The following is a 25377-nucleotide window of genomic DNA, read 5'->3' on the forward strand; positions in this document are numbered from 1 at the left end:
GTGACACCTATCAGGTCATGCCGCTCGCGGCGCGACCATTCATCAGCGTCAGACGACGCTTCAACCTGAGGAGTTAGAGTTATGAGTCGTAAAGTCATCGTTGCCGGTGTGGGCATGGTTCCGTTCACCAAACCGGGCGCCAGTGAGCCCTATCACGTGATGGGAGAGAAGGCCGTGCGCCAAGCCCTGGCCGATGCGCGCCTCGAGTACCCCATGATCCAGCAAGCCTATGTTGGCTATGTGTATGGCGATTCCACCTGCGGCCAGCGGGCGCTCTACCCGGTGGGCATGAGCGGCATACCAATCGTCAACGTCAACAACAACTGCTCCACCGGTTCGACGGCGCTGTTTCTGGCGCGCCAGGCGGTCGAAAGCGGTGCCGCCGAGTGCGTGCTGGCCCTGGGCTTCGAGCAGATGGCCGCCGGTGCCATCAAGGCCCAGTTCGAGGACAGGCCGACGCCCTTCGAGGAATTCGACCGGGCCGCCGCCGACATCGTCGGTCACCCGGAAATCCCGCTGGCCATCCGCTACTTCGGCGGTGCCGGCAAGGCGCACATGGACAAGTACGGCACCAAACTGGAGACCTTTGCTAGCATTCGCGCCAAGGCCAGCCGCCATGCGGTGAACAACCCGCTGGCGCTGTTCCGCAAGGAGGTCTCGGTTGATGACGTGATGAACGCACCCGTGCTGTGGGAGGGTGTGATGACCCGCCTGATGGCTTGTCCGCCGACCTGCGGCGCCGCTGCTGCGGTGATCTGCTCCGAAGCCTTCGCCAAAAAGCACGGGCTCGATACGCGCGTTTCGATTGCTGCCCAGGCGATGACGACCGATTTCCCCAGCACTTTCGAATCCAAAGACATGATGCGCGTGGTCGGCTTCGACATGGCGCGCGAGGCGGCGCAGCAGGTGTACAAGCAGGCCGGTATCGGTCCGCAGGACGTGAACGTGGTCGAGCTGCACGATTGCTTCGCGCAGAACGAACTGATCACCTACGAGGCGCTGGGCCTGTGTCCGGAGGGCGGTGCCGAGAAGTTCGTGCTGGACGGTGACAACACCTACGGCGGCAAGGTCGTGACCAATCCGTCTGGCGGCCTCCTGTCTAAGGGCCATCCGCTGGGTGCCACCGGCCTGGCGCAATGTTACGAGCTGACCCATCAACTGCGCGGCACGGCGGACAAACGCCAGGTCAAGGGCGCCCGTGTGGCCTTGCAGCACAACCTCGGGCTGGGCGGCGCTTGCGTCGTCACGCTTTACCAGGCCGCATGAGCACAGGCGCAGAAAACCAGGAGCTGGAGTCCCATGATTGACAAGAAATTCATCGGTTACGAGGTGCCGCCTACGCTGTGGGATGTGGAGAAGGGGCGCATCCGCTTTTTCGCCGAGGTGATCGGTGCCACCGATCCGATCCACCTCGACGCGACCGCCGCCAAGGCCGCTGGCTACCGCAACGTCGTGGCGCCGCCGACCTTCATCTTTGGCGCCGAGAGCGATTCGGGGGTGTTGATGAAGTTGCTCGACACGCTCAAGATCGACCTGCGCAAGGTCTTGCACGGCGAGCAGCGTTTCGACTACCACGCTCCGGTGTGCGCTGGCGACACGCTGCGCTTTCAGACCCGGATCTCCGACATTTACGACAAGAAGGGCGGCGCGCTCGAGTTTGTCGTCAACGACACGAAGGTCACCAATCAGCTCGGCGAGCATGTCTCCGACCTGCACTCGGTGATCGTCGTGCGCCACGCCTGAAGGAATATTCATGAACGTTCAAGTAAAAATCATTGATGTCGGTGACGACATGCCCGTGCTGGAACTGCCGCCGATCAGCCGCACCACCCTGGCCCTGTTCGCCGGTGCGTCGGGCGACCACAACCCGATCCACATCGACATCGACTTCGCCCACGGCGCGGGGATGAAGGATGTGTTCGCGCACGGCATGTTGTCGATGGCCTACCTCGGGCGCGCGCTCACCGAATGGGTGCCGCAGCGCCAGATCCTCAGCTATGGCGTGCGCTTCGCGGCCCTGACCCATCTCGGCGACCGCGTGCGCTGCAGTGGCAAGGTGGTTGAAAAGCTCGAGCATGCAGGCCGACCTTGCGTGCGCGTTCAAATCAGCGCGACGAAGGCGACAGGCGAAATCACGCTGGCCGGCGAGGCTTTGGTTGCCTTGAACTGAGACTGCCGTCTGGCGGCCCGACTTTTTATTTCTTTCCTTTTAATCACAAGCAAGGACACACATCATGAAAAAACTCGAAGGCAAAGTGGCCATCGTTTCAGGTTCGGGCCGCGGCATTGGCCGCGCGATCGCCATGAAGCTGGCCAGCGAAGGCGCCAAAGTGGTCGTCAACGACCTCGACGCAGCCCCGGCAGAGCAGACCGTGGCCGACATCAAGAAGGCCGGCGGCATTGCCGTGGCCTGCGTGGGCAGCGTCACCGCCGACGGTTTCGCTGATCGCTTCGTCAAGACCGCGATTGACAGCTTCGGCGGCCTGGACATCATCATCAACAACGCCGGCTACACCTGGGACAACGTGGTTCAGAAGATGACCGACGAGCAGTGGAACGCCATTATTGATGTGCATCTGACCGCGCCGTTCAAGATTTTGCGCGCCGCCGCGGAGTTCATCCGCGTCACCTCGCGCAAGGAAGCCGAAGCCGGGCAGGAGGTGTTCCGCAAGGTGGTCAACATCTCATCCATCGCCGGCACCGGCGGTAACGCGGGCCAGGCCAATTACTCGGCGGGCAAGGCCGGCATCATCGGCCTGACCAAGGCGCTGTCCAAGGAGTGGGGGCGCTACAAGGTCAACGTCAACGCCGTCGCTTTTGGCATGATCAAGACGCGGCTGACCGAAGCTTCGGCCGGCGGCAACGCATCGATTGATGTCGAAGGCCGCAAGATCAAGGTCGGCGTCAACCCCGATCTGCTGGAAATGATGGAGCGCACCATTCCGCTGGGTCGCGGTGGCACGCCCGAGGAGGCGGCCGGATCGGTCTACCTGCTGTGCATTCCCGAATCGAACTACGTCAGCGGCCAGACGCTGATCTGCGGCGGCGGCATCTCGATCTAAAGCGCAAGCTTCGATGAGCTTGATGACATCTACCGCCGCGCCGAACTCGCCCGAGTTCCAGCGCAACCGTGAAGCCTACGAGGCGCGCATTGTCGATCTGCATGAACGCCGCGCACGTGCCCTGATCGGCGGCCCCGAAAAGGCGCGCTTGCTGCACAAGAAGCGCAAGCAGTTGCTGCCGCGCGAGCGTCTGGCCGCCGTGCTCGACCCCGGATCGCCCTTCCTCGAGTTCGGGCAGCTTGCCGGCGACGGCCTGTACGAGGGCGTGCCACCGGGTGGCAGCATCATCACCGGCGTGGGGCTGGTGTGCGGGCGCGCCTGCATGCTGATGATCCACGATGCCACGGTCAAGGGCGGCACCTACTACGGCATCACTGCCAAAAAGCATGTGCGGGCCCAGATGTTCGCCTGGCAGCACCGGCTGCCGTGCATCACGATGGTCCAGTCGGGCGGCGCCAACCTGCCGGAGCAGGCGCATATTTTCCCCGACGACGGGCAATTCGGCTCAATCTTTTACAACCAGATCCGCATGTCGGCCGAGGGCATCACCCAGATCGCGACCGTGCACGGGCCGTCCACCGCCGGCGGCGCCTATCTGCCGGCGTTGTGCGACGAGGCGGTGATCGTGCGCAATCAAGGCGCGATGTTCCTTGCCGGGCCCGAACTGGTGTATGCCGCCACCAAGGAAGAGGTTGACATTGAAACCCTGGGCGGCGGCGATATGCACAGCCGCATCAGCGGCGTCACTGACCATCTGGCCGAGAACGACGGCCATGCCATCGCCATCGTGCGCGGCATCGTGGCCAACCTCGGCACCGTGGCCCGGCAGCGCTGGGATGTGGCTGCGCCGCTGCCGCCGCGCCATGACCCGCGCGAGATCTACGGCATTGTCAGCGCCGACAACCGGCATCCGACCGACAACCGTGAAGTGCTGCTGCGGCTGATCGACGACAGTGACCTGCAGGAGTTCAAGCCGCTGTATGGCGACACCATGATCTGCGGCTTTGCCCGCATCAAGGGCTTCCAGATTGGTATTCTGGCAAACAACGGCGTGATCTTCTCCGAGAGCGCGCTCAAGGGCGCGCACTTCATCGAGTTGTGCTGCCAGCGCGACATTCCGCTGCTGTTCATCGCCGATGTGTCGGGCTTCATGGTCGGTAAAGCGGTCGAGCAGCAGGGCATTGCCAAGCACGGTGCCAAGTTCATGACGGCCATGGCCTCGGCCAACGTGCCGCGCTACACGCTGATCACCGGCGGCTCGTACGCGGCGGCCTACCTGGCCATGTGCGGACGCCCGTTCAAGCCGAATGTGATGATGATGTGGCCCACCGGCCGTGCCGCGCTGATGGGCCCCGAGCAGGCGGCCACCACGCTGACCATGGTGCGCGAGAACATCCACCGGCGCGAGGGCACAAGCTGGAGCGACGAAGAACGCGAGCAATTCAAGCAACCGATACGCGAGCAGTTCGAGAGCTTTTCCAGTCCCTACAACTACGCCTCCAACCTGTGGTGCGACATGGTCATCGACCCTCTGGAAACACGCGACACCATGGCCTTGCTGCTGGAGCTGGCGGGCCGTGTGCCGCAGCGCGACACGCACTTCGGCGTGTTTAGGATGTGAGGCTGACATGTCCAAAAAAATCCTGATCGCTGCGGGAGGCCGCCGTGTTTAAAAAAATCCTGATCGCCAACCGCGGCGAAATCGCCTGCCGCATCGCACGCACCTGCCAGCGCCTCGGTATTGCGGTGGCCGGCGTGCATTCCAGCGCTGATCGCGATGCGCTGCATGTCGACCTGATCGGCGAGTCTATCGAAATCGGTGGGGCAGCGGCGGCCGAGAGCTACCTGCGCATCAATGCGGTGATCGATGCGGCCCGGCGCACCGGGTCGCAGGCCATTCATCCGGGTTTTGGCTTTCTGGCCGAGAACGCGGCGTTCGCGCGCGCGGTCGAGGCGGCCGGCCTGGTCTTTATCGGCCCGACGCCCGAGGTCATTGAGCGCCTGGGCGACAAGGCCTCGGCCAAGCGCGAGGCGCGCGCCGCTGGCGTGGCCGTGCTCGGCGGCAGCGAGCTGCCCAGCCGCGACGCGGCCGAAGTGGCGGCCACCGTACGCGGCCTGCCACTGCCGGTGATTCTGAAAGCGGCCGCCGGTGGCGGCGGCAAGGGCATGCGGGTGGTGCAGCAGTTGGACGGACTGATGGAGGCCATCGAGTCGGCCATGCGCGAAGCCAAAAGTTCCTTTGGCGACGCGGCGTTGATCGTCGAAGCCTTTGTCGAGCGCGGGCGTCACATCGAGGTGCAGATCGTCGGCGACGGCCATGGCGAAGTGATTCACCTGTTCGAGCGCGAATGTACGCTGCAGCGGCGCCATCAAAAAGTCATTGAAGAGGCGCCAGCGGTGAACCTCGCCCCGGCGCTGCGCGAGGCGATGCTCAGTGACGCGGTGCGCCTGGGGCAGCGGCTGCGCTACCGCGGCGTCGGCACGGTGGAATTCATCGTGCAGGGCGAACAGCACCACTTTCTCGAAGTCAACCCGCGGCTGCAAGTCGAGCATCCGGTGACTGAAGAGGTGACTGGCATCGACATTGTGGAGGTCATGCTGCGCATCGCTGCCGGCGAGGGGCTGCCCTTGCGCCAGGGCGAGGTGCGGGTGCAGGGCCACGCGGTCGAGGCGCGGGTCTGCGCCGAGGATGCCGCGAAAAATTTCCTGCCCTCCACCGGCGAGCTGATCGCGGTGCGGTTCCCGACTTCTGGCGTGCGGGTCGAATCGGGTGTGCGGGCCGGCATGGCGGTCACGCCGTACTACGACTCGATGCTGGCCAAGCTGATTGCGCATGCGCCCACGCGCGAGGCGGCGCTGGACCGCCTGAGCCTGGCGCTGGGCGAAACCCAGGTCCACGGCGTCGAGACCAACTGCGCTTTTCTGCAGCGCCTGCTGGCCCTGCCCGCCACGCGCGACGCCAGCTTCCACACCCGTCTGATTGACGAGGTGCTGGCCGAGGGGAGTCAGGGCGTGAGCAGCGCGCCGCTGGAGCGGCTGGCCGCAGCGGCGGCCTGGTGGTTGCTTGATGCGCGGCGCAGCGGCAAACAATTCGGGGCCTGGTCGGCCCTGGATGTGACGGGCTGGCAGATGCACGCCGGCGACGACCGGCTCACGCCGATTCCGGCCCTGCTACTGCACTCAGGCGGCGCAACGCACGAGGTCCGGTTTGGCGCCGTCTCGCCCGAGCCCGAAGTGACGGTGCAAATCGGCGCCGAGCGGGTTCGCCTGGCGCTGACCGCCATGGCCGGGGGCGATTGGCGTTTGCGCATGGGGGATCGCCATGAGGTGCTGACCATCGTGCGCAGCGACGATACCGTGTTTGTGCAGGGCGGCGGCACCGCCCACGCCATTGGCGTGACCTCCTACCTCAGCCAGGCCGTCACCGGCCGGCAGGCCAGCGGCCAGTTGCGCACGCCGATGATGGGGATGATCCTGAAAACCCATGTGGCAGTTGGCGAGCGGGTGCGCGCCGGCGATGTGGTGGCGACGATGGAGTCGATGAAGATGGAGCTGCGCATCAATGCCGACCACGATGGGGTGGTGCGCTCGCTGTCGGTGCAGGCCGGACAGATGGTCGAGCGCGGCCTGGTGGTGGCGGTGATCGAATCCGAAGACGCGGTGGAATGAGCGGGTCACCAGATTTCCTGCCAGGAGATAACGACGTGAGCGAGACAGCAACTGTTCCGTGCGAAGTGCGGGATGGCATTGCCACCGTGAAGATCAACCGGCCCGAGATGCCCAGCGCGCTGCTGTCAATGGATGCGGCGCTTATGGTTGCTATTAATTTGATAGTAGCTTGCGCCCGTAAATCTGGAGTTAAAGGCCGTTTTGATGCAAAAAACCAGTTTTGACCGGAAACTTCCGACAGGCGTTCAAGTTTTTGAACGCGGCTGGCTGTCCTCAAATAACATTCTGTTCCTCGGATCGCAGGCCAGCGCACTCGTTGACAGTGGCTACAGCACGCATGCGGAACAAACCACCGAGTTGGTCGGCGCCGCTTTGCAGCGGCGGCCGCTGGATTTACTGCTCAATACGCATTTGCACAGCGACCACTGCGGAGGCAATGCCGCCCTCCAGCGCAGTTATCCAGAACTTCAAACCCTCATTCCTCCCGGCCATGCATCACTTGTCTCGTCGTGGGACCCCGTCGCCCTGAACTATGTGCCATCCGGGCAACACTGCCTCCGGTTCAAGTTCGATGGCCTTCTTTTACCGGGCACGGAAATTCAGCTGGCAGATACGGCGTGGCAAATCCATGCGGCACCAGGCCATGATCCCCATTCAGTCATTCTGTTTGAGCCTCGGTCCCAAACCTTGATTTCGGCAGATGCCTTGTGGGAAAAAGGCTTCGGCGTGGTGTTTCCGGAGCTCGATGGTGAAACCGCGTTCGACGACGTGGCCGCTACGTTCGACTTGATTGAGCGGCTTGATCCGCGCTGGGTCATTCCCGGCCACGGCTCGGTATTTGGCTACCGTGCCGAAGTTCTGGCTAACGCGCGTGAGCGCCTGAACGCCTTTGTCAAAAGTCCTGACCGACATGCGCATCATGCCGTCAAGGTTTTGCTGAAATTCAAACTGCTTGATCAGCAGCAAATGCCTTTTGCAGATTTTGTCAGATGGGCCGCCAACACCAGCTACTTTCAGCTCATTCACCAGAGGTTTGTTCCTTCGGTTCCCATCGACCACTGGATGGAACAGTTGACGCAAGAGCTTGTGCGTTCAGCAGTCGCACGAAGAGAAGGTGACATGGTCTACAACGCGTGAAATCGGTCACGGCGTGAACCATGCGACGAAGGCGCTGACGAATCAGCGGCCGTATGAGCAGAGCAAGCAATTTTTTAACAGGAGATCAGGATATGAGTGAAGCAGAAACGGTTCTGTACGAAGTGCGCGATGGCATTGCCACCGTGAAGATCAACCGTCCCGAGATGCGCAATGCGTTGTCACCGGCCGCCGCCAACCGGCTGCATGACCTGTGGGGCGAGGTCGATGCCGATAAAAACGTGCGCGTGGCCATCCTGACCTCGGCCGACTGCGGCACCTTCTGCGCCGGGCTCGACCTGCGCGAGGCCGCGCGTGTCAAGAAGGAAGAGGGCGTGGACATCCTGACCAAGATGAAGGACCCATTTCACGGCCGCCAGCGCCGCGTGGCCAAACCCATCATCGCCGCCATGACCGGCCACCTGATCGCCGGCGGCATGATGCTGAGTCTGAACTCGGATTTGCGCGTGGGCCTGAAGGGCACGCAAGTCGGCATTACCGAGACGCGCATCGCCGGGCGTGGCAGCCCCTGGGCCATTCCCCTGCTGTGGATGCTGCCGCAGCCGATGCTGATGGAGATGGTGCTGACCGGCGACCTGTATCCGATCGAGACCTTCCATGGGCTGGGTTTCATCAACTACCTCGAAGACACGCCCGACGCCGTGCGCGTCCGCGCCACCGCGCTGGCCGAACGCATCCGCGACAACGCGCCGCTGTCGGTGATGGCGGGCAAGGAATCGATCATGACGGCGATGAGCGCTGGCTGCGAGGCCGGCATGGCGCTGGCGCACAACATTTACCGCGCCGCCTACGCCAGCGAGGACGCGCAGGAGGGTCCGCGTGCCTTCGCCGAGAAGCGCAAACCGGTGTGGAAGGGGTGCTGAAATCGCATCGGGGAGGTACCATGTCCAGCCTGGCCCCTCTGCTTGAGAACAACCGTGCCTGGTCGGCGCGCTGCGCTGCGGAAGACCCGAAGTACTTCGAGCGGCTGGCGCACCAGCAGATGCCGCGCTACCTGTGGATCGGCTGCTCCGACAGCCGGGTGCCGGCCAACGAAATCTTGGGCCTGCGGCCTGGCGAGGTGTTCGTGCACCGCAACGTCGGTAACCTGGTGGTGCACTCCGACCTGAACTGCCTGACGGTGCTGCAGTATGCGGTCGAGGTGTTGAAGGTCGAGCATGTTCTCGTGGTGGGGCATTACGGCTGCGGCGGGGTGCAGGCGGTGATAGAACAGCGCCGCACCGGTCTGGCCGACAACTGGTTGCGCCATCTGGAGGATGTGGCGCGCAAACACGCTGATCGGCTCGACGGCCTTTCCGGCATTGACGAGCGCGCCGCGCGGCTTTGCGAGATGAATGTGATCGAGCAGGTCAGCAACGTGTGCCGCACCACCACCCTGCGCCGTGCCTGGGAGCGCGGGCAGCAAGTTGAGGTGCACGGGTTGGTCTACGGCCTGCGCGACGGCTTGCTGCGGCCGGTCGGGGGCAGCGTCAAAGGCGTGCAGGACCGGCAGGAGCAATACGCTCAATCGCTTGCCGCCCTTGGCACACTCTGAGTGATACGAAGAACACAAGAAAGGCTATTCCACATGTCAGCCGACACGACAGCCCGCCCGGTTGCCAGCATCGCTGCCCAACTGGCCGCCTTCGCGCACGGCCTGGAACCTGGCATGGTCAAGCTGTTCGCCAGCCAACTGGTAGAGCGCAGCCCGATCTGATCGGCGAACCCATTCTACGGAGGAAAATTTCTTGAACAACCTGCTGTCCGCTTTTCGGCTCGCAACCCTTCCCGCCGAGACGAATTCATTTCGCGCCGAGGTAAAGGCCTTTCTCAAATCCAGCCTTGAGCCAATGCCCGCCGACATCCGGGCCCGTTCATGGATGGGCTTCAATGCCGCCTTCAGCAAGAAGCTGGCCGCACGGGGCTGGGTCGGCGTGACCTTGCCCGCGCGCTACGGCGGTGCCAGCCTGGACGCCTTCTCGCGCTTCGTGCTGGTGGAAGAACTGCTGGCCGCCGGCGCCCCGGTTTCCGCGCACTGGATTGCCGACCGCCAGAGCGGGCCCTTGATCCTCAAGTTCGGCACGGAGGCGCAACGCCAGTTCTACCTGCCGAAAATCTGCGCCGCCGAGGCGTTTTTCTGCATCGGCATGAGTGAGCCCAATGCCGGCTCGGATCTGGCCAGCGTCGGTACGCGAGCCACGCGCTGCCAAATTGACAGCTCAAGCGGCTGGCGTTTGAACGGCCGCAAGATATGGACCACCAATGCGCACCACTGCCATTACATGATCGCCCTGGTGCGCTCGTCGGGCGAGCCGCAGGACCGGCAAAAGGGCTTGTCGCAGTTCATTGTCGATCTGGCATTGCCCGGCGTGACGGTGCGCCCGATCCGTGACCTGGCGGGTGATGCGCATTTTTCCGAAGTGTTCTTCGACAACGTGCTGCTGGCTGACGATGCCCTGGTCGGCGATGAGGGCAATGGCTGGGCCCAGGTCAATGCCGAGCTGGCCTTCGAGCGCAGCGGCCCGGAGCGGGTGTACTCCAGCATCGTGCTGCTTGAGCACTGGATCACCTGCCTGCGCCGCAGTCCGGATGCGTCTGCCCACGCCGCCACCATCGGTCGATTCGCCACGCACCTGGCCACGCTGCGCAACATGTCGATCGCCGTCACGGCCAAGCTTGTCAACGGGGAAAGTCCGTTGGTCGAAGCCGCCCTGGTCAAGGACATTGGCACCGAATTCGAGCAGAGCATTCCCGCTGTGATCGAAGCCGCCATCGCTATGGATCCGGACGCCCCGGTCGATGCCGAGCTGTACCGCGCCGTGGCTTATGTGAGCCAGGTGGCGCCCACTTATTCCCTGCGCGGCGGCACGCGCGAGATACTGCGCGGCATGATCGCGCGCGGTCTGGGCCTGCGCTGAATCCAGGTTGAAAACGAAAGCATTCCATGTTTGCTCAGGCGATTGAAGACATTCTCCAGGACCAATGCACGCCCGCCGTAGTGCGCGCGATTGAAGCGGGCGGCTCGCCGCTCAAGCTGTGGCAGGCGCTGCAAGGCGCCGGCTTCCTCGAACTGATCGCCCCCGAGGCCGCAGGCGGCGCCGGCCTTGCGCTGGCTGAGCTGTTCCCGATCCTGAGCAGCTTCGGCCGCTACACGGTGCCGGTGCCCGTGGCCCAGACGATAGTGGCGCGTGCGCTGCTTGGGCCTTCGTGTGCGATGCCCGCTGGCATGATCACGCTGGCCGCTGCGTTGCGGCGCGAGGCCGGTGGCGCCATCGTTTGCCCATTCACACCTTGCGGTCAGGTGGCCGATTTGGTGCTGGCCCAGGATGGCGATGCCTTGCTGCTGCTGCCCGCGGCTGCGGCGCAGCGCGAGGCAAGCGGCGTGCATGGGAGCCTTGCGGCCACCCTGCGCTGGCCCGACGATGAAAGCGCCGTGACGCACGTGCCCGGCGCGGGCCCGTTGCTGCCGGTGTTCGCGGCGGCCTTGCACGCCGCCCTGCTCAGCGGGGCAATGACCCGTGTCTTCGAAATGACACTGCAATACTGTAATGACCGTATCCAGTTTGGCAAAACGCTGGGCAAGTTCCAGGCGGTGCAGCACCAGTTGAGCGTCATGGCTGAACACGTCGCCGCGGCCTCAATGGCCGCCGAAGCGGCCTTTTACACCGACGCTGCGGCGCCGTCCCTGCTCGCCGCCGCGATGGCCAAGTCCCGCACCAGCGAGGCGGCGGTGCTGGTTGCCTCCATCGCCCATGCACTGCACGGCGCGATCGGTGTTGCCGAAGAATATGATCTGCAATTGCTGACCCGGCGCCTGCACGAGTGGCGCATCGCCCACGGCTCGGAAGCGCACTGGAACGTATTGATCGGCAACAGCGTGTTGGCTGCCGACGTGTCCATCGTTGATTTTGTGCGGTCTGTATAGGCGCAGTTTTTGTGCGCACGATCAGCGGTGAAGTGATCGACGTCCGGGGCTCACAACAGTCCCCGTTCATTGATCCGGCTATTGCGCCACAGACTTGCCACCACCAAGCGCTTCACTGAAGAAGTCGATGAAGGTCCTTAGCTTGGGTGTCATGTACTGCCGATTCGTGTAAACCGCATACAGCGTGAAAGGGGGCACCGTGTAGGTCGGCAGCACGCGCGCGAGGCGGCCCGCGGCCAGATCGTCGTCGACCGTCCATTCGGGGAGGAACGCCATGCCCATGCCGGCGTGCACCGCGTGATAGGTGAGCGTGCTGTCGTCCGAGCGCATCACAGCATGCAGCTTGATCCGCGCCTTGCCGGCAGGCCCTTGCATTTCGAGGCCATCGACGTTCACGTAGTTGGGTACCACGGCGCTGTACCTGGCCAGATCGGCGGGTCTGCGCGGAGAGCCTTCACGCTTCAGGTAGGCCGGGCTTGCGACCAGGTGGAACTGCACGGGACAAATCGGCCGTGCAATCAGCGCCGGCGACAGTTCGCGCGTGGCACGCAGTGCGAGGTCGTAGCCATCGGCCACCAGGTCGATCTTGCGGTTCTCCAGTCGCATGTCGACCAGCACCTCGGGATATGTGTTGCGGTAGGCCACCAGTACGTCGGCGAAACGCCGGTTTGCACACCAGACGGGGGCGCTGATCTTGAGCTGTCCGCGTGGTGCCTGCGCGCTTTGCCGAAGCGCCGCTTCGGCGGCCTGCAGCGTGTCGAGCGCCTCGCAGCATTGTGCGTAGTACACCGCGCCGGCCTCCGTCAGGCTGAGCTTGCGGCTGGTCCGGTGCAGCAGCCTCGCACCGAGGTCTCGTTCGAGCTGGGCGACATGCTTGCTCGCCATCGGTGCAGACAAGGTGAGGCGCGCTGCGGCTCGCGCAAAGCTGCCGGCTTCCACGACCTCCCTGAAGACGCGAAGGCTGGTCAGACGATCCATTTATGGTTTCTTGTGAGGAAATGATGTGTTAATTTTACAGCTATTGATTAACCGAAATGAAACATTAAGCTATTCCTCATGGTCAGTCCAGTAGACATCCAGTCTCAAAGAGGCAGCCCATAAACCGCGCTTTCGTTGATACCTTCAACCAATGCAGTACCACTTCTTAATCATCCTCAGGAGAGCAACATGAGCAAGCCGCATACCGCCGCCAGCACCCCGTTCGCAATTGATGTGGAAAAAGACAAGGATTACTACTGGTGTGCCTGCGGCCTCAGCAAGTCGCAGCCGTTCTGCGACGGCAGCCACAAGGGTGGCGAGTTCGTGCCGACCAAGTACAGCGCCGACGAAAGCAAGACCGTGTATTTTTGCGGCTGCAAGCAGAGCAAGAACGGCGCGCTTTGCGACGGCACGCATAAAGGACTGTAAGGCAATGCTGAACAAGTTCTCAGCGCGTTCTGCATCCCCGCAACGGGCGGTCTGCGGCGTTGCAAATCCGCGCCATAGCTTGGGCTATGGCTGTGGTTTGCGCCTTGCATCCCATCCCGATGCGGGGCGCAGCCCATCGCCAGGACTTATTCAGCATCGCCGTAAAAGCGGGGCGTACCCGTGAAAACGGAACGATTGCCGACCTACTTTATCTCGCACGGCGGCGGGCCCTGGCCGTACATGATGGCGCAGTCCAAGGGCATGTATGACCGTCTGGAGCAGTCCCTGCGGGATATGCCGCGCCAGCTCGGCGATCGACCGAAGGCCGTGCTCGTGATCTCCGCACATTGGGAGGAGCGCGAGTTCACCGTGATGGCCGCCGCGCGGCCGCCCATGGTCTACGACTACTTTGGCTTCCCCGAACACACCTACCATGTCCAGTACCCGGCGCCGGGCCTGCCCACACTGGCCGGGCAGGTGCAGCAGCTGATCCAGGACGCGGGGTTCGCGGCGCGGCTCGATGCCCGGCGGGGTTTTGACCATGGCACCTTCGCGCCGCTGGTGGTGATGTACCCGCAGGCCGATGTGCCGGTCGTGCAACTGTCACTGCGCGCGGGCTACGACCCGGCGGCTCATCTGGCCGTCGGCCGTGCCCTGGCGCCGCTGCGCGAGCTGGGCGTGCTGATCGTCGGCAGCGGCCTGAGCTACCACAACCTGCGCCGCATGGGGCCGTCCGCTGCGGTGCCGTCAAAGCAATTCGACGACTGGCTGCAGCAGACCTTGATCACCACCGATTCGCACCAGCGTGCGCAGCGGCTGATCGACTGGCAAGACGCGCCGGTCGCCCGCGTGGCCCATCCGCAAGAAGACCATCTGCTGCCCTTGATGGTGGCGGTGGGTGCCGCCGGGCATGATGAAGCCGTGTGCGCGTACCACGAGGAAGGCTTCTTTGGCGGCGTGACCGTCTCCAGCTTCAGGTTCGGCCAAGAAGGCGTGGTCTAAGTGTCGGTGGCTTGCTGGGCCGGTAGGCGCCTGTCGCCGGGGGGTGTTTCCTGTAACCCACGCGGCAGGTGTGCAGCGACAAACGATGAAGCGCGAAGACGGAGAACCGCATGACAAGTTATCTCAGCCATCAGCGCCGTGGCGCTCGCCCACAAACGACGCCAACCAACCCGCACACGCAGCTTGACCAGAATGCGCCGGTGGAACTGCAAGAGCTTGTTTTCGCGAAAGGGCAGTCCCTGGGCGGCGTGGAAATTGGCCCGAGCCAAGTGTCTGTTCCCGGAGCGCGCGCCTTTTATTTGCCGCGATGCGGATGCCAGTCCTTCGGGGCCTTCATGTTCGGCAAGGAGTTTGCCCACATCCACCCGCCCAGTGACGGCAGCCTGCACATGACCTTGCCCCCCGACATGGTTCCCCAGGCCATCGAAAACGGCTGGGCGGAGTTGCATCCGCTGGCGGGTCAATACGGCCTGCCCGGAAACATCGTGATGGTCTATGGGCCGCGTGACGACGAGGAGCTGCAGGTGGTTTGCGATTTGCTGACGGCGTCGCATGCTGCGGCGGCGTCAACGGCGTGAAAAATCCGGTGACCGATCCTGCCCGTCAGGGCAGGGGGTGGCGCACAACCAGCCTCAAACTTTTGCAAGCTTGCCCTGCAACTCGGCCACCGCCTCCGGGTTGACCAGCGAAGACAGGTCGCCCGGATTGTCGCCCCGGTACACGGCCCGCACGACGCGGCGCATGATTTTCATGTTGCGGGTCTTGGGCAGGTCGCTGACCAGCAGCACCTGCCTGGGGCGGTAGGAGGCGCCCATGCCATGGACGACCGCCTGCGACAGTTCGGCCTGCAGCGCCGCGTCCGCCGCCACGCCGGGCATCGGCACGCAGACGCAGACGATGGCCGAACCCTTGATCTCGTCGGGCACGCCGATCACCGCGGCCTCCGACACCTTGCCGGTGCCGGTGAGCAGGGTTTCGATCTCCGACGGGCCGGTGCGCTTGCCCGAGACCTTGATCGTGTCGTCGCTGCGCCCGAGGATGTAGAAAAGGCCGTCCTCGTCGCGCATCGCGAAGTCGCCATGCACCCAGACGCCGGGAATGGTGCGCCAGTAGCTGTCGAGGTAGCGTTCGTCGTCGCGCCACAGGCTTTTGGTGAAGCCGATGTTGGGGTTGCGCAGCACCAGCTCGCCGACCTGGCCCGCACCGACCGGCTGGCCGCTGTCATCGACAATGTCGACCCCGACACCGAGCCCGCGCGCGCCGAACGAGCCCGGCCGCAAGGGGTGGTGCAGGGTGCCGGTGAAATTGCAGCCGCCCACCTCGGTGCCGCCGACAATGTTGAGGAAGGGCAGACGTTCCTTGCAGACGTGCTTGAAGAACCAGCGCCAGGGCGCCTCGGTCCAGGCCTCGCCGCCGGAGCAGGTGATGCGCAGTGAGGACAGGTCGTAGCGCTCGACCTCTGCGTCGCCGTAGCGCATCAGGCTGCGGATCAGCGTGGGCGCGACACCCAGGTAGGTGACTTTGTGGTCCTGCACCAGGCGCCAGAAGCGGCCCGTGTCGGGGTAGTCGGGCGTGCCCTCGGCCACCAGCAGGCTGCCGCCGAAATAGCTGGGAATGCAGGCGCACATGGCGCCCACCATCCAGCCCATGTCGCTCATGAAAAAGAAGCGGTCGCTCGGTTTGAAGTCGGCGCAGATGTGCATGTCGCGCGTGACCATCGAGCCCAGGAAGCTGACATGGGTCCAGACACAGCCCTTTGGCTTGCCGGTGGTGCCCGAGGTGTAGAGCAGCACGGCGGGCGCGTCGGCGGCCATCTCGGCGGTGGGCAGGTCGTCGGCTTGGCCGGCGACCAGGCTGGCCCAGTCGTGGTCGCGTCCCGGCGTCATCGGGCAGGGGGCCGCGTCGCCCAGGTGGCGCAGCACCACCACGTGCTGCACGCTGGGAACCTCGCGCAATGCTTCGTCCAGCACCGACTTCATGACGCCGGGGCTGCCGCGCCGCCAGGTGCCGTCCACCGTCAGCACCGCCTTGGCTTCGCCATCGTTCAGGCGGGCCACGATGGGCTGCGGCCCGAAGCCGGAAAACAGCGGCATCAACACGGCGCCGATCTTCAACACGGCAAAAAACGCGACAAAGGTCTCCGGCAGGTTGGGCAGGTACAGGCCGACCCGGTCGCCCTGGCCGATACCCAGCGACTGCAAGGCCCCGGCCAGGCGACACACCTCGGCATCGAACTCGCGGTAGCTCAGGCTCCTGCGGTTTTTCGGGTCTTCGCCTTCCCAGACCAAAAATGTCTGCTCCCACACCGGCGTGCCGCGGTGCCGGTCCAGGCAGTTCAGCACGATGTTGGTGGTGCCGCCGACACACCAGCGCGCCCACTCGATGCCGCGCGAGGTGTCGAGCATCTGCGTGTAGGGCTGGTAAAAGCGGAAGTCGCAGAACTCGAAGACTTCCCGCATCAGCCAGGCCGGATCGGCATCGGCACGAGGGCTCAGGCTCTCGAAGCTGGATTCGCCTACTGTGTGCAGGAATGCCGTGAGGTTTGATTGCGCAATCAGTTCAGGGGTAGGCACCCAATCAAACGGTTGTTTGGTAGAATTCATGCCTGAATCCTATCCGAACGTCGTGTTGGAGTCCAGCGGCCCAGTCTCCGCGCATCGTTTCTTCTCCGTAACGCTACGCAGCCAGAAAGCACAGAAAGGCGGTCCATCCGTGCATGTCGATGAAGCGATCCGCAGCCGGAAATCGGTCAGGCGGTTTCTATCCACGTCAGTACCCACTTCGGTCGTGCAGCACATCCTGCGCGTGGCGGCGCGGGCTCCGAGTGGCAACAATGTGCAGCCGTGGAAAGTGTATGCGGTGGCGGGTGAGGCCCGGCAGCGCCTGTGTGATGCCTTCATCGAGGCGGCTACGCACGAACCTGACCGGCATCAGCCCGAGTACGCGTATTACCCCACGACCTGGGTCGAGCCCTATCTGGAGCGCCGGCGTCGCTGCGGCTTCGGTCTGTATGCAACCCTGGGCATAGCCCGCAATGATGCGGCGGCGCGTGAGCACCAGATGCTGCGCAACTACACGTTCTTCGACGCGCCAGTGGGCCTGCTCGTCACGCTCGACCGCCGCCTGAACACCGGCAGCTTCATGGATCTGGGCATGTTCATCCAGAACATTCTGGTGGCCGCCCGCGCGCAGGGCCTGCACACCTGTGCGCAGGCGGCGTTTGCCTGGTACCACAATGTGGCGCGTGCTCAACTGCCTATCAGCGACCATGAAATTCTTGCCTGCGGCATCGCCCTCGGGCACGAGGATCTGTCGGCCCCGGAGAACGCTTTCATCACCGAGCGTGCCGAGGTGGAGGCATTCGCCAGCTTTCACGGTTTCTGATTCCGCTTGCCGGGATTGCGCGCCAGCGGATGCGTCTTCCCTCTGCTCGGCAATACATTAAAAAGAGGAGACTGATCATGATTCTGCACAGCACAGAGGCTTTGAAGCGCTACACCGAAAGCGGTCACTGGGGACGACGTACCCTGCTCGATTTGCTGCGCGAGACGGCGGCCAAGGCGCCGGAGCGGCCAGCCGTGGTCGACCCGGCGGATCGGCCGGATCTCACCGGCACAGCGGCACAGAGCCTGAGTTATCGGGAGTTGTCGGCAGCGGTCGAGGCCATCGCGACCGGGCTGCTGGACATGGGCTTGCGCAAGGACGAGATCGTCGTCGTGCAATTGCCCAACGTCTGGGAACTGGTGGCCATGTTTCTCGCGGTCAGCCGTGCCGGGGGCGTGCTTTCGCCGATGCCGATTCAATGGCGCGACAATGAGTTCCAGAACGTCAAGAAACTCACCGAGGCGCGCTTCTTTTTCGGGATGCGCGATTTCAAGGGCGCCGACCAACTGGCCATCGCCGAGAAAACCGGCTTTGTCGCGCTGCCGATCGAGCGCATCGCCGAGATGGCGCGCGGTGCGGCTGACATCGCCCGGCTCGACGCCATCGACGTCGACGCCAACGACATTTTCAGCCTGTGCTGGTCGTCCGGCACCGAAGCCCTTTCCAAGGCTTGCCCGATGTCGCACAATAACTGGCTCTTCCAGATGAGCCTGATCCCGCAGACCGCCGGGCTGCACGAAGGGGACCGGGTGCTGGCGACCGCGCCGGTGGTCAACATGACCGGCGTGGCGACCTGGCTGGCCTCGCTGGCCATCGGGGGCACGACGCTCCTGCATCACCCGCTGAACATGCCGCTGCTGCTCAAGCAGTTGATGCACGACCAGGTCCACTTCACCCTGCTGGTGCCGGCCCTGCTGAACATGATTCTCAAGCTGCCCAACGTCGACCAGCTCGACTTTTCCGGCGTGCGTTGCATCGCCTCGGGTTCGGCGCAACCCTCGCGCTGGAGCATGGAGGAGTTCAAGCGGCGCTGGAACATCGAAATCCTGCATGCCTGGGGGCAGACCGAAGGCACCGCGGTGTTTGCTGGCGCGCGGGACGTGCCCGACTTCGCCAAGCGGGCCGATCACTTTCCGTGGTGGGGTCTTCCGGACGTTGCGTGGCCCTCGGGCATACGCGGTGTCGAGATGAAGCTGCTCGACGAGGCCGACGCCGAATGCACGCAGCCGGGCCAGGTGGGCGAGCTGGTCTACCGCGGGCCCAACGTGTTTGCCGGCTACTACCGGCGGCCGGACCTGGCGAAAAGCACGTTCACGCCTGACGGTTTTTGCCGCACCGGGGACTTCTTCATCGTGCGCGACGCGCACCACATCGGGTTTTTCGACCGCAAGAAGGACATCATCATTCGCGGTGGCTACAACGTCAGCGCCGCCGAGGTCGAGAACCTGGTGCTGACCCATCCCGGCGTGCAGGAGGTGGCGGCGGTGGCGGTGCCCGACGAGATCATGGGCGAAAAGACCTGTATCTACGTCGTGCCCAAGGACAAGGCGCAGCCGCCGACGCTGGAGGATATTGTCGGCCACCTGAAGCAGATCGGCGTGGCGGCCTACAAGTTGCCCGAACACATCGAGTACCTTGACACCATCCCGCGCAACCCGGTGGGAAAGATTTTGAAGGCGCAGCTGCGACAACGTGTGCGTTCAGCGGCCGCCTGAACCAACCCCAACCCCTGAACCCTGTTATGGCAAACATCAAATCCGCCCCCTCGACACATACGCTTCGGGGTAAAACAGCGATCATCGGCGCAGGCATTTCGGCCGTCGGCCGCGTGCCGGGCAAGAGCGCGCTCGCACTGGCCGCCGACGCGGCAGGCAAGGCGCTGGCCGACGCCGGCATCGGCAAGCACCAGATCGATGGCGTGCTCTCAAGCTCCGCCTTTGCCTCTCCGTTCCACCGCTTCAGCGTGGCCTTCAGCGAGTACCTGGGCATCGAGCCCACGTTCTCCAACACGCTGCAGGTCTCGGGCGCCACCGCGGCGACCCTGTTCAACATCGCCGCCGCGGCCATCGCCGGCGGCCTGGCCGAGACCATTCTGGTGGTGGGCGGCGACAGCCTGCTGACCGGCCTGTCGCCCGACCTGGCCCTGCGCTCGATGACCGAAAGCCGGGATCAGCAATACGAAATGCCCTTCGGCATTCCGGTGGCCAACACCTTCGCCATGACCGCGCATCGGCACATGAAAGAGTTCGGCACCACGGCTGAGCAGTTCGCCCAGGTGGCGGTGATCCACCGCGACCATGCGCGGCGCACGCCGGGCGCGCAGATGACCGCGCCACTCACGGTCGACGACGTGCTGAACTCCGGCCTGGTGACAACCCCTTACCACAAGCTCGACTGCTCGCTCATCTCCGACGGCGGCGCGGCCTTCATCGTCACCTCGTCCGAGCGCGCCAGGGCACTGGGCATTGCCAAGCCGATCTACATCCTGGGCGGCGGCGAATGCTACACGCACGAGCACATCTTCCTGATGCCTTCGCTGACCACCACCGGCGCGGTGCAGTCGAGTGCCAAGGCCTACGCCATGGCCGGTTGCGGGCCGAAGGACATCGATGTGGCCGGGGTCTATGACTGCTTCACCGGCACGGTGATCATGATGCTGGAGGACCTGGGCTTTTGCCCCAAGGGGGAAGGCGGGCGCTTCGTCCAGGACGGCCAGATCACCTACGGCGGCGCCATTCCCTGCAACACCCATGGCGGCCTGCTGTCGTTCGCGCACTCGGGCATGCCGGGGGCGCTGTTTCATTTCTACGAGGTCGTCAACCAGTTGCGCGGAAGCTGCGGTGAACGCCAGGTTGCGGGCGCTGAACTCGGCCTGGTGCACAGCCTGGGTGCGGGCTTCGCGACCAACGCCACCACCATCCTGGGAACGGAGGCCGCGCTGTGATCAACCCGAAAGACGCTCACCTCAAGCCGCAGCCCATGCCGGATGCGGATTCGGAAGTTTATTGGCGCGGCATTCAGGAAGGCAAGTTGCTGCTGCAGCACTGCCTCGATTGCGGCCATGTGCAGCTCTACCAGCAGGCGATCTGCCGCGCGTGCGGCAGCGAACAGCTGGAGCACCGCGCCGCCAGCGGTCGCGCCAAGGTGCATTCGTTCAGCGTGGTGCATCGGGCGCCCGGCCCGGCCTTCAAGCAGGACACGCCTTATGCCGTGCTGCTGGTTGAGCTCGAAGAAGGCCCGCGGATGATCAGCTCCTTCGTCGGCGCGGACCCTGCGGTGGTCACCTTCGACATGGCGGTCGAGCTGGTTTGCGAGCCTGTCGGTGGCGGTGTGTCGCTGCCGCGATTCCGGGCGGCCGGACTTCAAGCGTGAAACAGCGTCTTCGTGCGCCTTCTGAGTGTCTGAAGGCATGACCCAACCCAAAGCGAGATTTCGTTGGCCCCATTTCGCTGCGTCGTCCTCCCAGGCGGTAGTCGAGGGGGGCCCCCCTGACCTGACGACGGCCACGGTTGCGCGGCGGGCGATTGCGCCCTTGTCCATGCGTGATCGGATCGTGGCCATCGTTGCGCCGGCCGGCTATGGCAAGACGACATTGATGGGAGGATGGTTTCGCGCTTGCAAAGACGCCGACCCCGTGTGGGTGGGGCTCGACGCTTCCTGGCGCGACCAGGTGTTCTTTGTGCGCTCTTTGTTGAATGCAGTCGGAGGTCCGTCGGAGCCTGTCGCGATGGGTGCCATCGACGCGACGGCGGCGGTCGAGAGCGGCTTGCTGGCGTTGTTGCAGGCCCTTGGCCAACGTCGTCGTCCCATGGTGCTGTTCTTCGACGATGTGCATGTGTTGCGTGGCAGCGAGAGCGCTCACACCCTGAGCCGTCTGTTGGTGGCGGCACCCGACTACTTGAGGTTCGTCGTTTGCGGCCGCGAAGGGATGGATTTCGATCTGGCCGTGCTGACCGCGCGCGGGCTGGTACGCTGGGTGACACAGCACGAGCTGAAGCTCGACGCGCAGGATGTGCGGGAACTGGTGCGGCGGCGCCGCCTGTCGGCCGGTGACGAAGAGGTTGAGCATATCGTCGGGATCACCGAGGGTTGGCCGGCATTGGTACAGCTTGCCCTCGCCAGCGGCGAGGGCGTACAGGAGGCCGCCGGGGGCAGCAGTAACTTGCTAATGGACAGCTTCGTTTACGAGAGCTTCTTCAAGGGCCTCGCGCCGGCCCGACGGCAGGCGCTGTTCGTGATGGCCGCCATTGGCGACTTCACGCTGCCGCTGCTGGTCGCGCTCGATGCGCCCGAGGGGGCGGAGGCGATCGCCGAAGGCGAGCAACTGGGCATCGTGCAGCGTCGGGGACGCGTGGCTGGCGAGCCGTTCTACGCCTTGCATGCGCTGGTGGCGGAGCGCGCACTGACGCGATTGGCCGACATGGGGCTGAGGCCTGTGTTTGTGCGCATACTGCGAACGCGTTGTGCGCAATGGTGGCATGCCCGGGGCGAGGTCTACCGTGCGATCCGCGTGGCCCTGGAAGGTGATGACGCAAGGCTGGCGTCGGCTTATCTGACCGGCTACGCGCGTCAACTGGTGCAGGGCGAGGGCCGGCACGAGACCTTCCTGGACCTGCTCGCGCAATTGGAATCACGCGGCGTGGAGCCAGACTGCGCGCTGATGTTGCAAGCGGTGTGGGCGCTGGTGTTTTTGCGCCGCTATGCCGAGGCGGCAGCGTGGCTGACGCGCATTGAGCGGGCTTGTGGCAAGGGACAATCAGCCGGCGTTCGCTTGATCCTGCATACGACCGTCCTTCAGCGCGGCGTGATCGCCGGCCTGCGTGATAACGAGGCCGATGCCGAGGTCTTTGTGCGCCGGTGGCTGGCAGGGCCACCCGATCCGGACCCATTCCACTATGGAGCCGCACAAACGGTGCTGGCCTATGCGCACAAATGCAATGGACGCTTCGCCGAGGCTGCCCAGTCCTTGCGCGAGGCGCAAGTGAAGTTCGAGGAGGCTCCTTCACCTTACGGCCACATGTGGGTGCGGGTGATCTCGGCCGCCTCGCTGCTCAAGGCGGGGCGGCATCGTGATGCCCTGGCAGACAGCGCCTCGGCGCTGGCCGAAGAGCCAGCTTTCGCTCCCGGCGCCGCGGGCCTGGCGGCCATGCTGCGCGCGATCCGCGCGTTGCTGCTGTATGAACGCAACCAGTGCACTGACGCGATGGTGGAAGTGGAAGCGGCACTGCCACTGCTGCCGCACCAGGGCATTGTCGATGCGATGGTCGCGGGCTACGTGGCGGCGTCACGTCTGCAGGCGGCGCGGGGCGACATATCCGGTGCGCTCGATGCGGCGGCGGAGGGCGAGCGCGTGGGACTGGCGCGCGGCTTCGTGCGCCTGCAGCTCACGATGGTGGCCGAACGTGCGCTGCTGCTGTTGCGCGCCGGCGACGTCGAGGCGGCGCGACAAATGGCCAACGATAATGGGTTGCTGCCGCAAGGACCGCAGACCAATCTGCACAGAGACAAGGCCGAGCGCCTCTGGGCCCGCCTCGATCTCGCGCAGGGGCGGCCCGATCTCGCTCTGCAATGGGTCGATTCCGGCATCGCCAGGGCGCGACGCAGCCACCAGCAGCACAAGCTGGCCGAGTTGTTGATGCTGCGCTCACTGGCGTTGGTGCGAACAGGAGATGCCGAGGGTGGGCACGACGCGGTGATGGAAAGCCTTCGCATCGCGGCATCGAACGGCTACGTGCGCCTGTACCTTGACGAAGGCCCCGAGTTGGAGAGCCTTTTGCGCCGCGTGGCTGACAAGCCGCAGAGTCCCACGCCGGCGTTTTTATACGCGCGAACGCTGCTGCTTGCCGCGGGCGCTGCATCTGCACGTCAGGATGCGGCGCCCGCGGACCAGGAGCGACCAACCGAGCGCGAACTGCAGATCCTTCGCCTGCTGGCAGATGGCCTGTCCAATGGCGAAGTGGCGGGTCGGCTTGTGTTGACCGAGGGCACGGTGAAATGGCATCTTCACAACATCTACGCGAAGCTGGGCGTGAAAAATCGCACGGGTGCTTTGCGCGAAGCTCGCACTCGGGCCTGGCTAGTTTGATGGGGCTTGCTTTTGCGGCATTCATTGAATATGTTTACCGCAAATCTTTTAGACCCCCGGCAGCCGGTGGTCCTTGAACTGCTCACGCAACTGGTTCTTCAGCATCTTGCCAGTGGCGCCGATGGGGATGGCCTCGACGAACACCACGTCGTCAGGCACCCACCAGGAGGCGACCTTGCCTTTGTAGTGTTCAATCAGCGCTTCGCGGGTGACCTCCGCGCCCGGCTTGCGCACTACCACCAGCAAGGGCCGTTCATCCCATTTCGGGTGCGGCACGGCGATGGCCGCTGCCATCGCCACCGCCGGGTGCGCCATGGCGACGTTTTCCAGGTCGATCGAGCCGATCCACTCGCCGCCGGACTTGATCACGTCCTTGCTGCGATCCGTGATCTGCATGTAGCCGTCGGCGTCGATCGTGGCCACGTCGCCGGTGGGGAACCACTGCGCGCCGGTCGTGTCGCTCACCAGGGGTTTGGCGCCATCAGGGCCGAAGTAGCTCTGGACTACCCAAGGGCCACGCACCAGCAGATCGCCCGGCGTCTTGCCGTCCCAGGGGACGTCGGCCCCCTGCGGATCGACGATGCGCATGTCCACGCCGAACACGACCTTGCCTTGCTTGGCGAGCAGCGCATGCTGTTCGTCCAGTGGCAGGGACAGGTGTTTCTGCTTCAGCCGGCTGACCGTGCCCAGGGGCGACATCTCCGTCATGCCCCAGGCGTGGATGACTTCAATGCCATGGTTATCTTCAAAGGCTCGCATCATGCTTGGCGGCACGGCCGAGCCACCGATGATGGTGCGCTTCAAGGGGGCGAGGCTGAGCGCGTTCTGCTCGGCGTGCTGGAGCATGCCGAGCCAGATCGTGGGCACGCCGGCCGCAAACGACACCTGCTCGGTGGTAATCAGCTCGTGCAGCGACTTGCCGTCCAGCGCGGCCCCCGGCAGCACCAGCTTGGCGCCGACCATCGCGCAACTGTAGGGCAGGCCCCAGGCATTGGCGTGAAACATCGGCACCACCGGCATCACGCAGTCGCGCGATGAGATGGAGATCGCGTCCGGCATGAGCGAGGCATAGGTGTGCAGCATCGTCGAGCGATGGCTGTAGAGAACGCCCTTGGGGTTGCCGGTGGTACCCGAGGTGTAGCACAGCGACGAGGCGGTGTTCTCGTCGAAAGTGGGCCATGCGAAGTCGGGCTTGTGCGCCGAGATCAGGTCTTCGTAGCACAGCAGATTGGACAACTTGCTCGCCGGCATCTTGTCCTTGTCGATCATCGCGACAAAGTGACGTACCGTCTTGCAGCGCCCCGCCACGGCCTCGACCAGGGGCAGGAAGGTCAGGTCAAAGAACAGCACCTGATCCTCGGCATGGTCGAGGATGTAGAGCAACTGGTCCGGGTGCAGGCGCGGGTTGAGGGTGTGCAGCACCGAACCGCTGCCGGAGGCGGCGAAATACAGTTCCAGGTGCCGGTAGCCGTTCCAGGCCAGCGTGGCGACGCGCTGCGAAGCTTTCACACCGAGATTGCCGAGCGCATGGGCCATCTGGCGCGCGCGGTCGTGCAATTGCGCATAGGTGATGCGGTGGATGTCGCCTTCGACGCGGCGCGAGACGATGGGCACATCGCCGCTATGGCGTGCCGCATGGGTGATGAGTGAGGAAATGAGCAGGGGGGCGCTCATCATTTGACCGTTCATGAAGTCTCCTTGGATTTTTT

The 25377-nt window shown here is 64.3% G+C and carries 24 protein-coding genes; 21 read left to right on the forward strand and 3 right to left on the reverse strand.

Features of this window, described 5'->3' with window-relative positions:
- Positions 1–81 precede the first annotated feature (81 nt).
- The 13 genes from PSV33_RS03345 to PSV33_RS03405 all read left to right on the forward strand — a co-directional run bounded on the left by PSV33_RS03345 (position 82) and on the right by PSV33_RS03405 (position 11790).
- Positions 82–1266: a lipid-transfer protein gene (locus PSV33_RS03345; protein WP_096670229.1), complete on the forward strand. Its 1185-nt coding sequence runs from the start codon at positions 82–84 to the stop codon at positions 1264–1266.
- Between the two features lie 33 nt (positions 1267–1299).
- On the forward strand, positions 1300–1743 hold the full coding sequence (locus PSV33_RS03350) for a MaoC family dehydratase N-terminal domain-containing protein (RefSeq protein WP_096670231.1): 444 nt from the start codon (positions 1300–1302) through the stop codon (positions 1741–1743).
- Positions 1744–1753: 10 nt separating this feature from the next.
- Positions 1754–2170 (forward strand): MaoC family dehydratase, encoded by a 417-nt coding sequence (locus PSV33_RS03355; RefSeq protein WP_096670233.1) that lies wholly within the window; start codon positions 1754–1756, stop codon positions 2168–2170.
- A 64-nt stretch (positions 2171–2234) separates the two neighbouring features.
- Positions 2235–3062: an SDR family oxidoreductase gene (locus tag PSV33_RS03360; protein ID WP_170954822.1), complete on the forward strand. Its 828-nt coding sequence runs from the start codon at positions 2235–2237 to the stop codon at positions 3060–3062.
- Between the two features lie 13 nt (positions 3063–3075).
- Positions 3076–4683, forward strand: coding sequence for a carboxyl transferase domain-containing protein (locus tag PSV33_RS03365; RefSeq protein WP_096670237.1), 1608 nt, complete (start codon positions 3076–3078; stop codon positions 4681–4683).
- 44 nt (positions 4684–4727) lie between these two features.
- Entirely contained in the window at positions 4728–6731 is a 2004-nt protein-coding gene (locus PSV33_RS03370) for a biotin carboxylase N-terminal domain-containing protein (RefSeq protein WP_096670239.1), read from the forward strand.
- A gap of 35 nt (positions 6732–6766) precedes the next feature.
- Complete coding sequence (locus tag PSV33_RS03375; RefSeq protein ID WP_176491402.1) at positions 6767–6955, forward strand: hypothetical protein; 189 nt, start codon at positions 6767–6769, stop codon at positions 6953–6955.
- Positions 6936–7868, forward strand: a complete 933-nt coding sequence (locus PSV33_RS03380; RefSeq protein WP_096670241.1) for an MBL fold metallo-hydrolase — start codon at positions 6936–6938, stop codon at positions 7866–7868. The genes PSV33_RS03375 and PSV33_RS03380 overlap by 20 nt, the downstream gene beginning before the upstream one ends.
- 92 nt (positions 7869–7960) lie before the next feature.
- Positions 7961–8749, forward strand: a complete 789-nt coding sequence (locus tag PSV33_RS03385; RefSeq protein WP_096670243.1) for an enoyl-CoA hydratase-related protein — start codon at positions 7961–7963, stop codon at positions 8747–8749.
- 20 nt (positions 8750–8769) lie between these two features.
- Positions 8770–9420, forward strand: a complete 651-nt coding sequence (gene can / locus PSV33_RS03390) for a carbonate dehydratase (RefSeq protein ID WP_096670245.1) — start codon at positions 8770–8772, stop codon at positions 9418–9420.
- Positions 9421–9453: 33 nt separating this feature from the next.
- Positions 9454–9582: a hypothetical protein gene (locus PSV33_RS03395; RefSeq protein ID WP_255250069.1), complete on the forward strand. Its 129-nt coding sequence runs from the start codon at positions 9454–9456 to the stop codon at positions 9580–9582.
- Positions 9583–9613: 31 nt separating this feature from the next.
- Positions 9614–10783 (forward strand): acyl-CoA dehydrogenase family protein, encoded by a 1170-nt coding sequence (locus PSV33_RS03400; RefSeq protein ID WP_096670247.1) that lies wholly within the window; start codon positions 9614–9616, stop codon positions 10781–10783.
- A gap of 26 nt (positions 10784–10809) precedes the next feature.
- Positions 10810–11790: an acyl-CoA dehydrogenase family protein gene (locus tag PSV33_RS03405; protein ID WP_096670249.1), complete on the forward strand. Its 981-nt coding sequence runs from the start codon at positions 10810–10812 to the stop codon at positions 11788–11790.
- Between the two features lie 78 nt (positions 11791–11868).
- Here PSV33_RS03405 and PSV33_RS03410 read toward each other — a convergent pair whose 3' ends face one another.
- On the reverse strand, positions 11869–12768 hold the full coding sequence (locus tag PSV33_RS03410; protein WP_096670251.1) for a LysR family transcriptional regulator: 900 nt from the start codon (positions 12766–12768) through the stop codon (positions 11869–11871).
- Positions 12769–12957: 189 nt separating this feature from the next.
- Here PSV33_RS03410 and PSV33_RS03415 point away from each other — a divergent pair, with 189 nt between their 5' ends.
- The 3 genes from PSV33_RS03415 (at position 12958) to PSV33_RS03425 (ending at position 14777) form a co-directional block, all read left to right on the forward strand.
- Positions 12958–13197 (forward strand): CDGSH iron-sulfur domain-containing protein, encoded by a 240-nt coding sequence (locus PSV33_RS03415; protein ID WP_096670253.1) that lies wholly within the window; start codon positions 12958–12960, stop codon positions 13195–13197.
- A 180-nt stretch (positions 13198–13377) separates the two neighbouring features.
- Positions 13378–14199, forward strand: a complete 822-nt coding sequence (locus PSV33_RS03420) for a class III extradiol ring-cleavage dioxygenase (RefSeq protein ID WP_096670255.1) — start codon at positions 13378–13380, stop codon at positions 14197–14199.
- 110 nt (positions 14200–14309) lie between these two features.
- Positions 14310–14777 (forward strand): luciferase family protein, encoded by a 468-nt coding sequence (locus tag PSV33_RS03425; protein WP_096670257.1) that lies wholly within the window; start codon positions 14310–14312, stop codon positions 14775–14777.
- A gap of 54 nt (positions 14778–14831) precedes the next feature.
- Here PSV33_RS03425 and PSV33_RS03430 read toward each other — a convergent pair whose 3' ends face one another.
- Positions 14832–16802 carry an AMP-binding protein gene (locus tag PSV33_RS03430; protein ID WP_096670259.1) on the reverse strand — a complete coding sequence of 657 codons (1971 nt, stop codon included), beginning with the start codon at positions 16800–16802 and terminating at the stop codon, positions 14832–14834.
- Between PSV33_RS03430 and PSV33_RS03435 the strand changes: the two genes are divergently transcribed.
- The 5 genes from PSV33_RS03435 (at position 16801) to PSV33_RS03455 (ending at position 23668) form a co-directional block, all read left to right on the forward strand.
- Positions 16801–17583: a nitroreductase family protein gene (locus tag PSV33_RS03435; RefSeq protein ID WP_366945578.1), complete on the forward strand. Its 783-nt coding sequence runs from the start codon at positions 16801–16803 to the stop codon at positions 17581–17583. The genes PSV33_RS03430 and PSV33_RS03435 overlap by 2 nt on opposite strands.
- 77 nt (positions 17584–17660) lie before the next feature.
- Positions 17661–19298 carry a class I adenylate-forming enzyme family protein gene (locus PSV33_RS03440; RefSeq protein ID WP_096670263.1) on the forward strand — a complete coding sequence of 546 codons (1638 nt, stop codon included), beginning with the start codon at positions 17661–17663 and terminating at the stop codon, positions 19296–19298.
- Between the two features lie 26 nt (positions 19299–19324).
- A complete protein-coding gene (locus PSV33_RS03445) occupies positions 19325–20527 on the forward strand; it encodes a thiolase (protein WP_096670265.1) in 1203 nt (400 codons plus the stop codon).
- Positions 20524–20955 (forward strand): Zn-ribbon domain-containing OB-fold protein, encoded by a 432-nt coding sequence (locus tag PSV33_RS03450; protein ID WP_096670267.1) that lies wholly within the window; start codon positions 20524–20526, stop codon positions 20953–20955. Before PSV33_RS03445 ends, PSV33_RS03450 begins: the two co-directional genes overlap by 4 nt.
- A gap of 166 nt (positions 20956–21121) precedes the next feature.
- Complete coding sequence (locus tag PSV33_RS03455; protein WP_255250070.1) at positions 21122–23668, forward strand: LuxR C-terminal-related transcriptional regulator; 2547 nt, start codon at positions 21122–21124, stop codon at positions 23666–23668.
- 48 nt (positions 23669–23716) lie between these two features.
- Here the strand turns inward: PSV33_RS03455 and PSV33_RS03460 are convergent, their stop codons facing one another.
- Positions 23717–25357, reverse strand: a complete 1641-nt coding sequence (locus PSV33_RS03460; protein WP_096670269.1) for a 3-(methylthio)propionyl-CoA ligase — start codon at positions 25355–25357, stop codon at positions 23717–23719.
- Between the last annotated feature and the right edge of the window lie 20 nt (positions 25358–25377).

Origin of the sequence: Polaromonas sp. (assembly GCF_029945895.1) — a bacterium.
Taxonomy (GTDB): domain Bacteria; phylum Pseudomonadota; class Gammaproteobacteria; order Burkholderiales; family Burkholderiaceae_C; genus Polaromonas.

What these genes read in the sequence shown, in the direction of transcription:
- PSV33_RS03425 (WP_096670257.1), top strand. Translation starts at nt 14,310, where the DNA reads ATGACAAGTTATCTCAGCCATCAGCGCCGTGGCGCTCGCCCACAAACG.
- can (WP_096670245.1), top strand. Translation starts at nt 8,770, where the DNA reads ATGTCCAGCCTGGCCCCTCTGCTTGAGAACAACCGTGCCTGGTCGGCG.
- PSV33_RS03440 (WP_096670263.1), top strand. Translation starts at nt 17,661, where the DNA reads ATGATTCTGCACAGCACAGAGGCTTTGAAGCGCTACACCGAAAGCGGT.
- PSV33_RS03345 (WP_096670229.1), top strand. Translation starts at nt 82, where the DNA reads ATGAGTCGTAAAGTCATCGTTGCCGGTGTGGGCATGGTTCCGTTCACC.
- PSV33_RS03455 (WP_255250070.1), top strand. Translation starts at nt 21,122, where the DNA reads ATGCGTGATCGGATCGTGGCCATCGTTGCGCCGGCCGGCTATGGCAAG.
- PSV33_RS03380 (WP_096670241.1), top strand. Translation starts at nt 6,936, where the DNA reads ATGCAAAAAACCAGTTTTGACCGGAAACTTCCGACAGGCGTTCAAGTT.
- PSV33_RS03445 (WP_096670265.1), top strand. Translation starts at nt 19,325, where the DNA reads ATGGCAAACATCAAATCCGCCCCCTCGACACATACGCTTCGGGGTAAA.
- PSV33_RS03385 (WP_096670243.1), top strand. Translation starts at nt 7,961, where the DNA reads ATGAGTGAAGCAGAAACGGTTCTGTACGAAGTGCGCGATGGCATTGCC.
- PSV33_RS03410 (WP_096670251.1), bottom strand. Translation starts at nt 12,768, where the DNA reads ATGGATCGTCTGACCAGCCTTCGCGTCTTCAGGGAGGTCGTGGAAGCC.
- PSV33_RS03350 (WP_096670231.1), top strand. Translation starts at nt 1,300, where the DNA reads ATGATTGACAAGAAATTCATCGGTTACGAGGTGCCGCCTACGCTGTGG.
- PSV33_RS03435 (WP_366945578.1), top strand. Translation starts at nt 16,801, where the DNA reads ATGCCTGAATCCTATCCGAACGTCGTGTTGGAGTCCAGCGGCCCAGTC.
- PSV33_RS03460 (WP_096670269.1), bottom strand. Translation starts at nt 25,357, where the DNA reads ATGAACGGTCAAATGATGAGCGCCCCCCTGCTCATTTCCTCACTCATC.
- PSV33_RS03405 (WP_096670249.1), top strand. Translation starts at nt 10,810, where the DNA reads ATGTTTGCTCAGGCGATTGAAGACATTCTCCAGGACCAATGCACGCCC.
- PSV33_RS03395 (WP_255250069.1), top strand. Translation starts at nt 9,454, where the DNA reads ATGTCAGCCGACACGACAGCCCGCCCGGTTGCCAGCATCGCTGCCCAA.
- PSV33_RS03430 (WP_096670259.1), bottom strand. Translation starts at nt 16,802, where the DNA reads ATGAATTCTACCAAACAACCGTTTGATTGGGTGCCTACCCCTGAACTG.
- PSV33_RS03360 (WP_170954822.1), top strand. Translation starts at nt 2,235, where the DNA reads ATGAAAAAACTCGAAGGCAAAGTGGCCATCGTTTCAGGTTCGGGCCGC.
- PSV33_RS03355 (WP_096670233.1), top strand. Translation starts at nt 1,754, where the DNA reads ATGAACGTTCAAGTAAAAATCATTGATGTCGGTGACGACATGCCCGTG.
- PSV33_RS03365 (WP_096670237.1), top strand. Translation starts at nt 3,076, where the DNA reads ATGAGCTTGATGACATCTACCGCCGCGCCGAACTCGCCCGAGTTCCAG.
- PSV33_RS03415 (WP_096670253.1), top strand. Translation starts at nt 12,958, where the DNA reads ATGAGCAAGCCGCATACCGCCGCCAGCACCCCGTTCGCAATTGATGTG.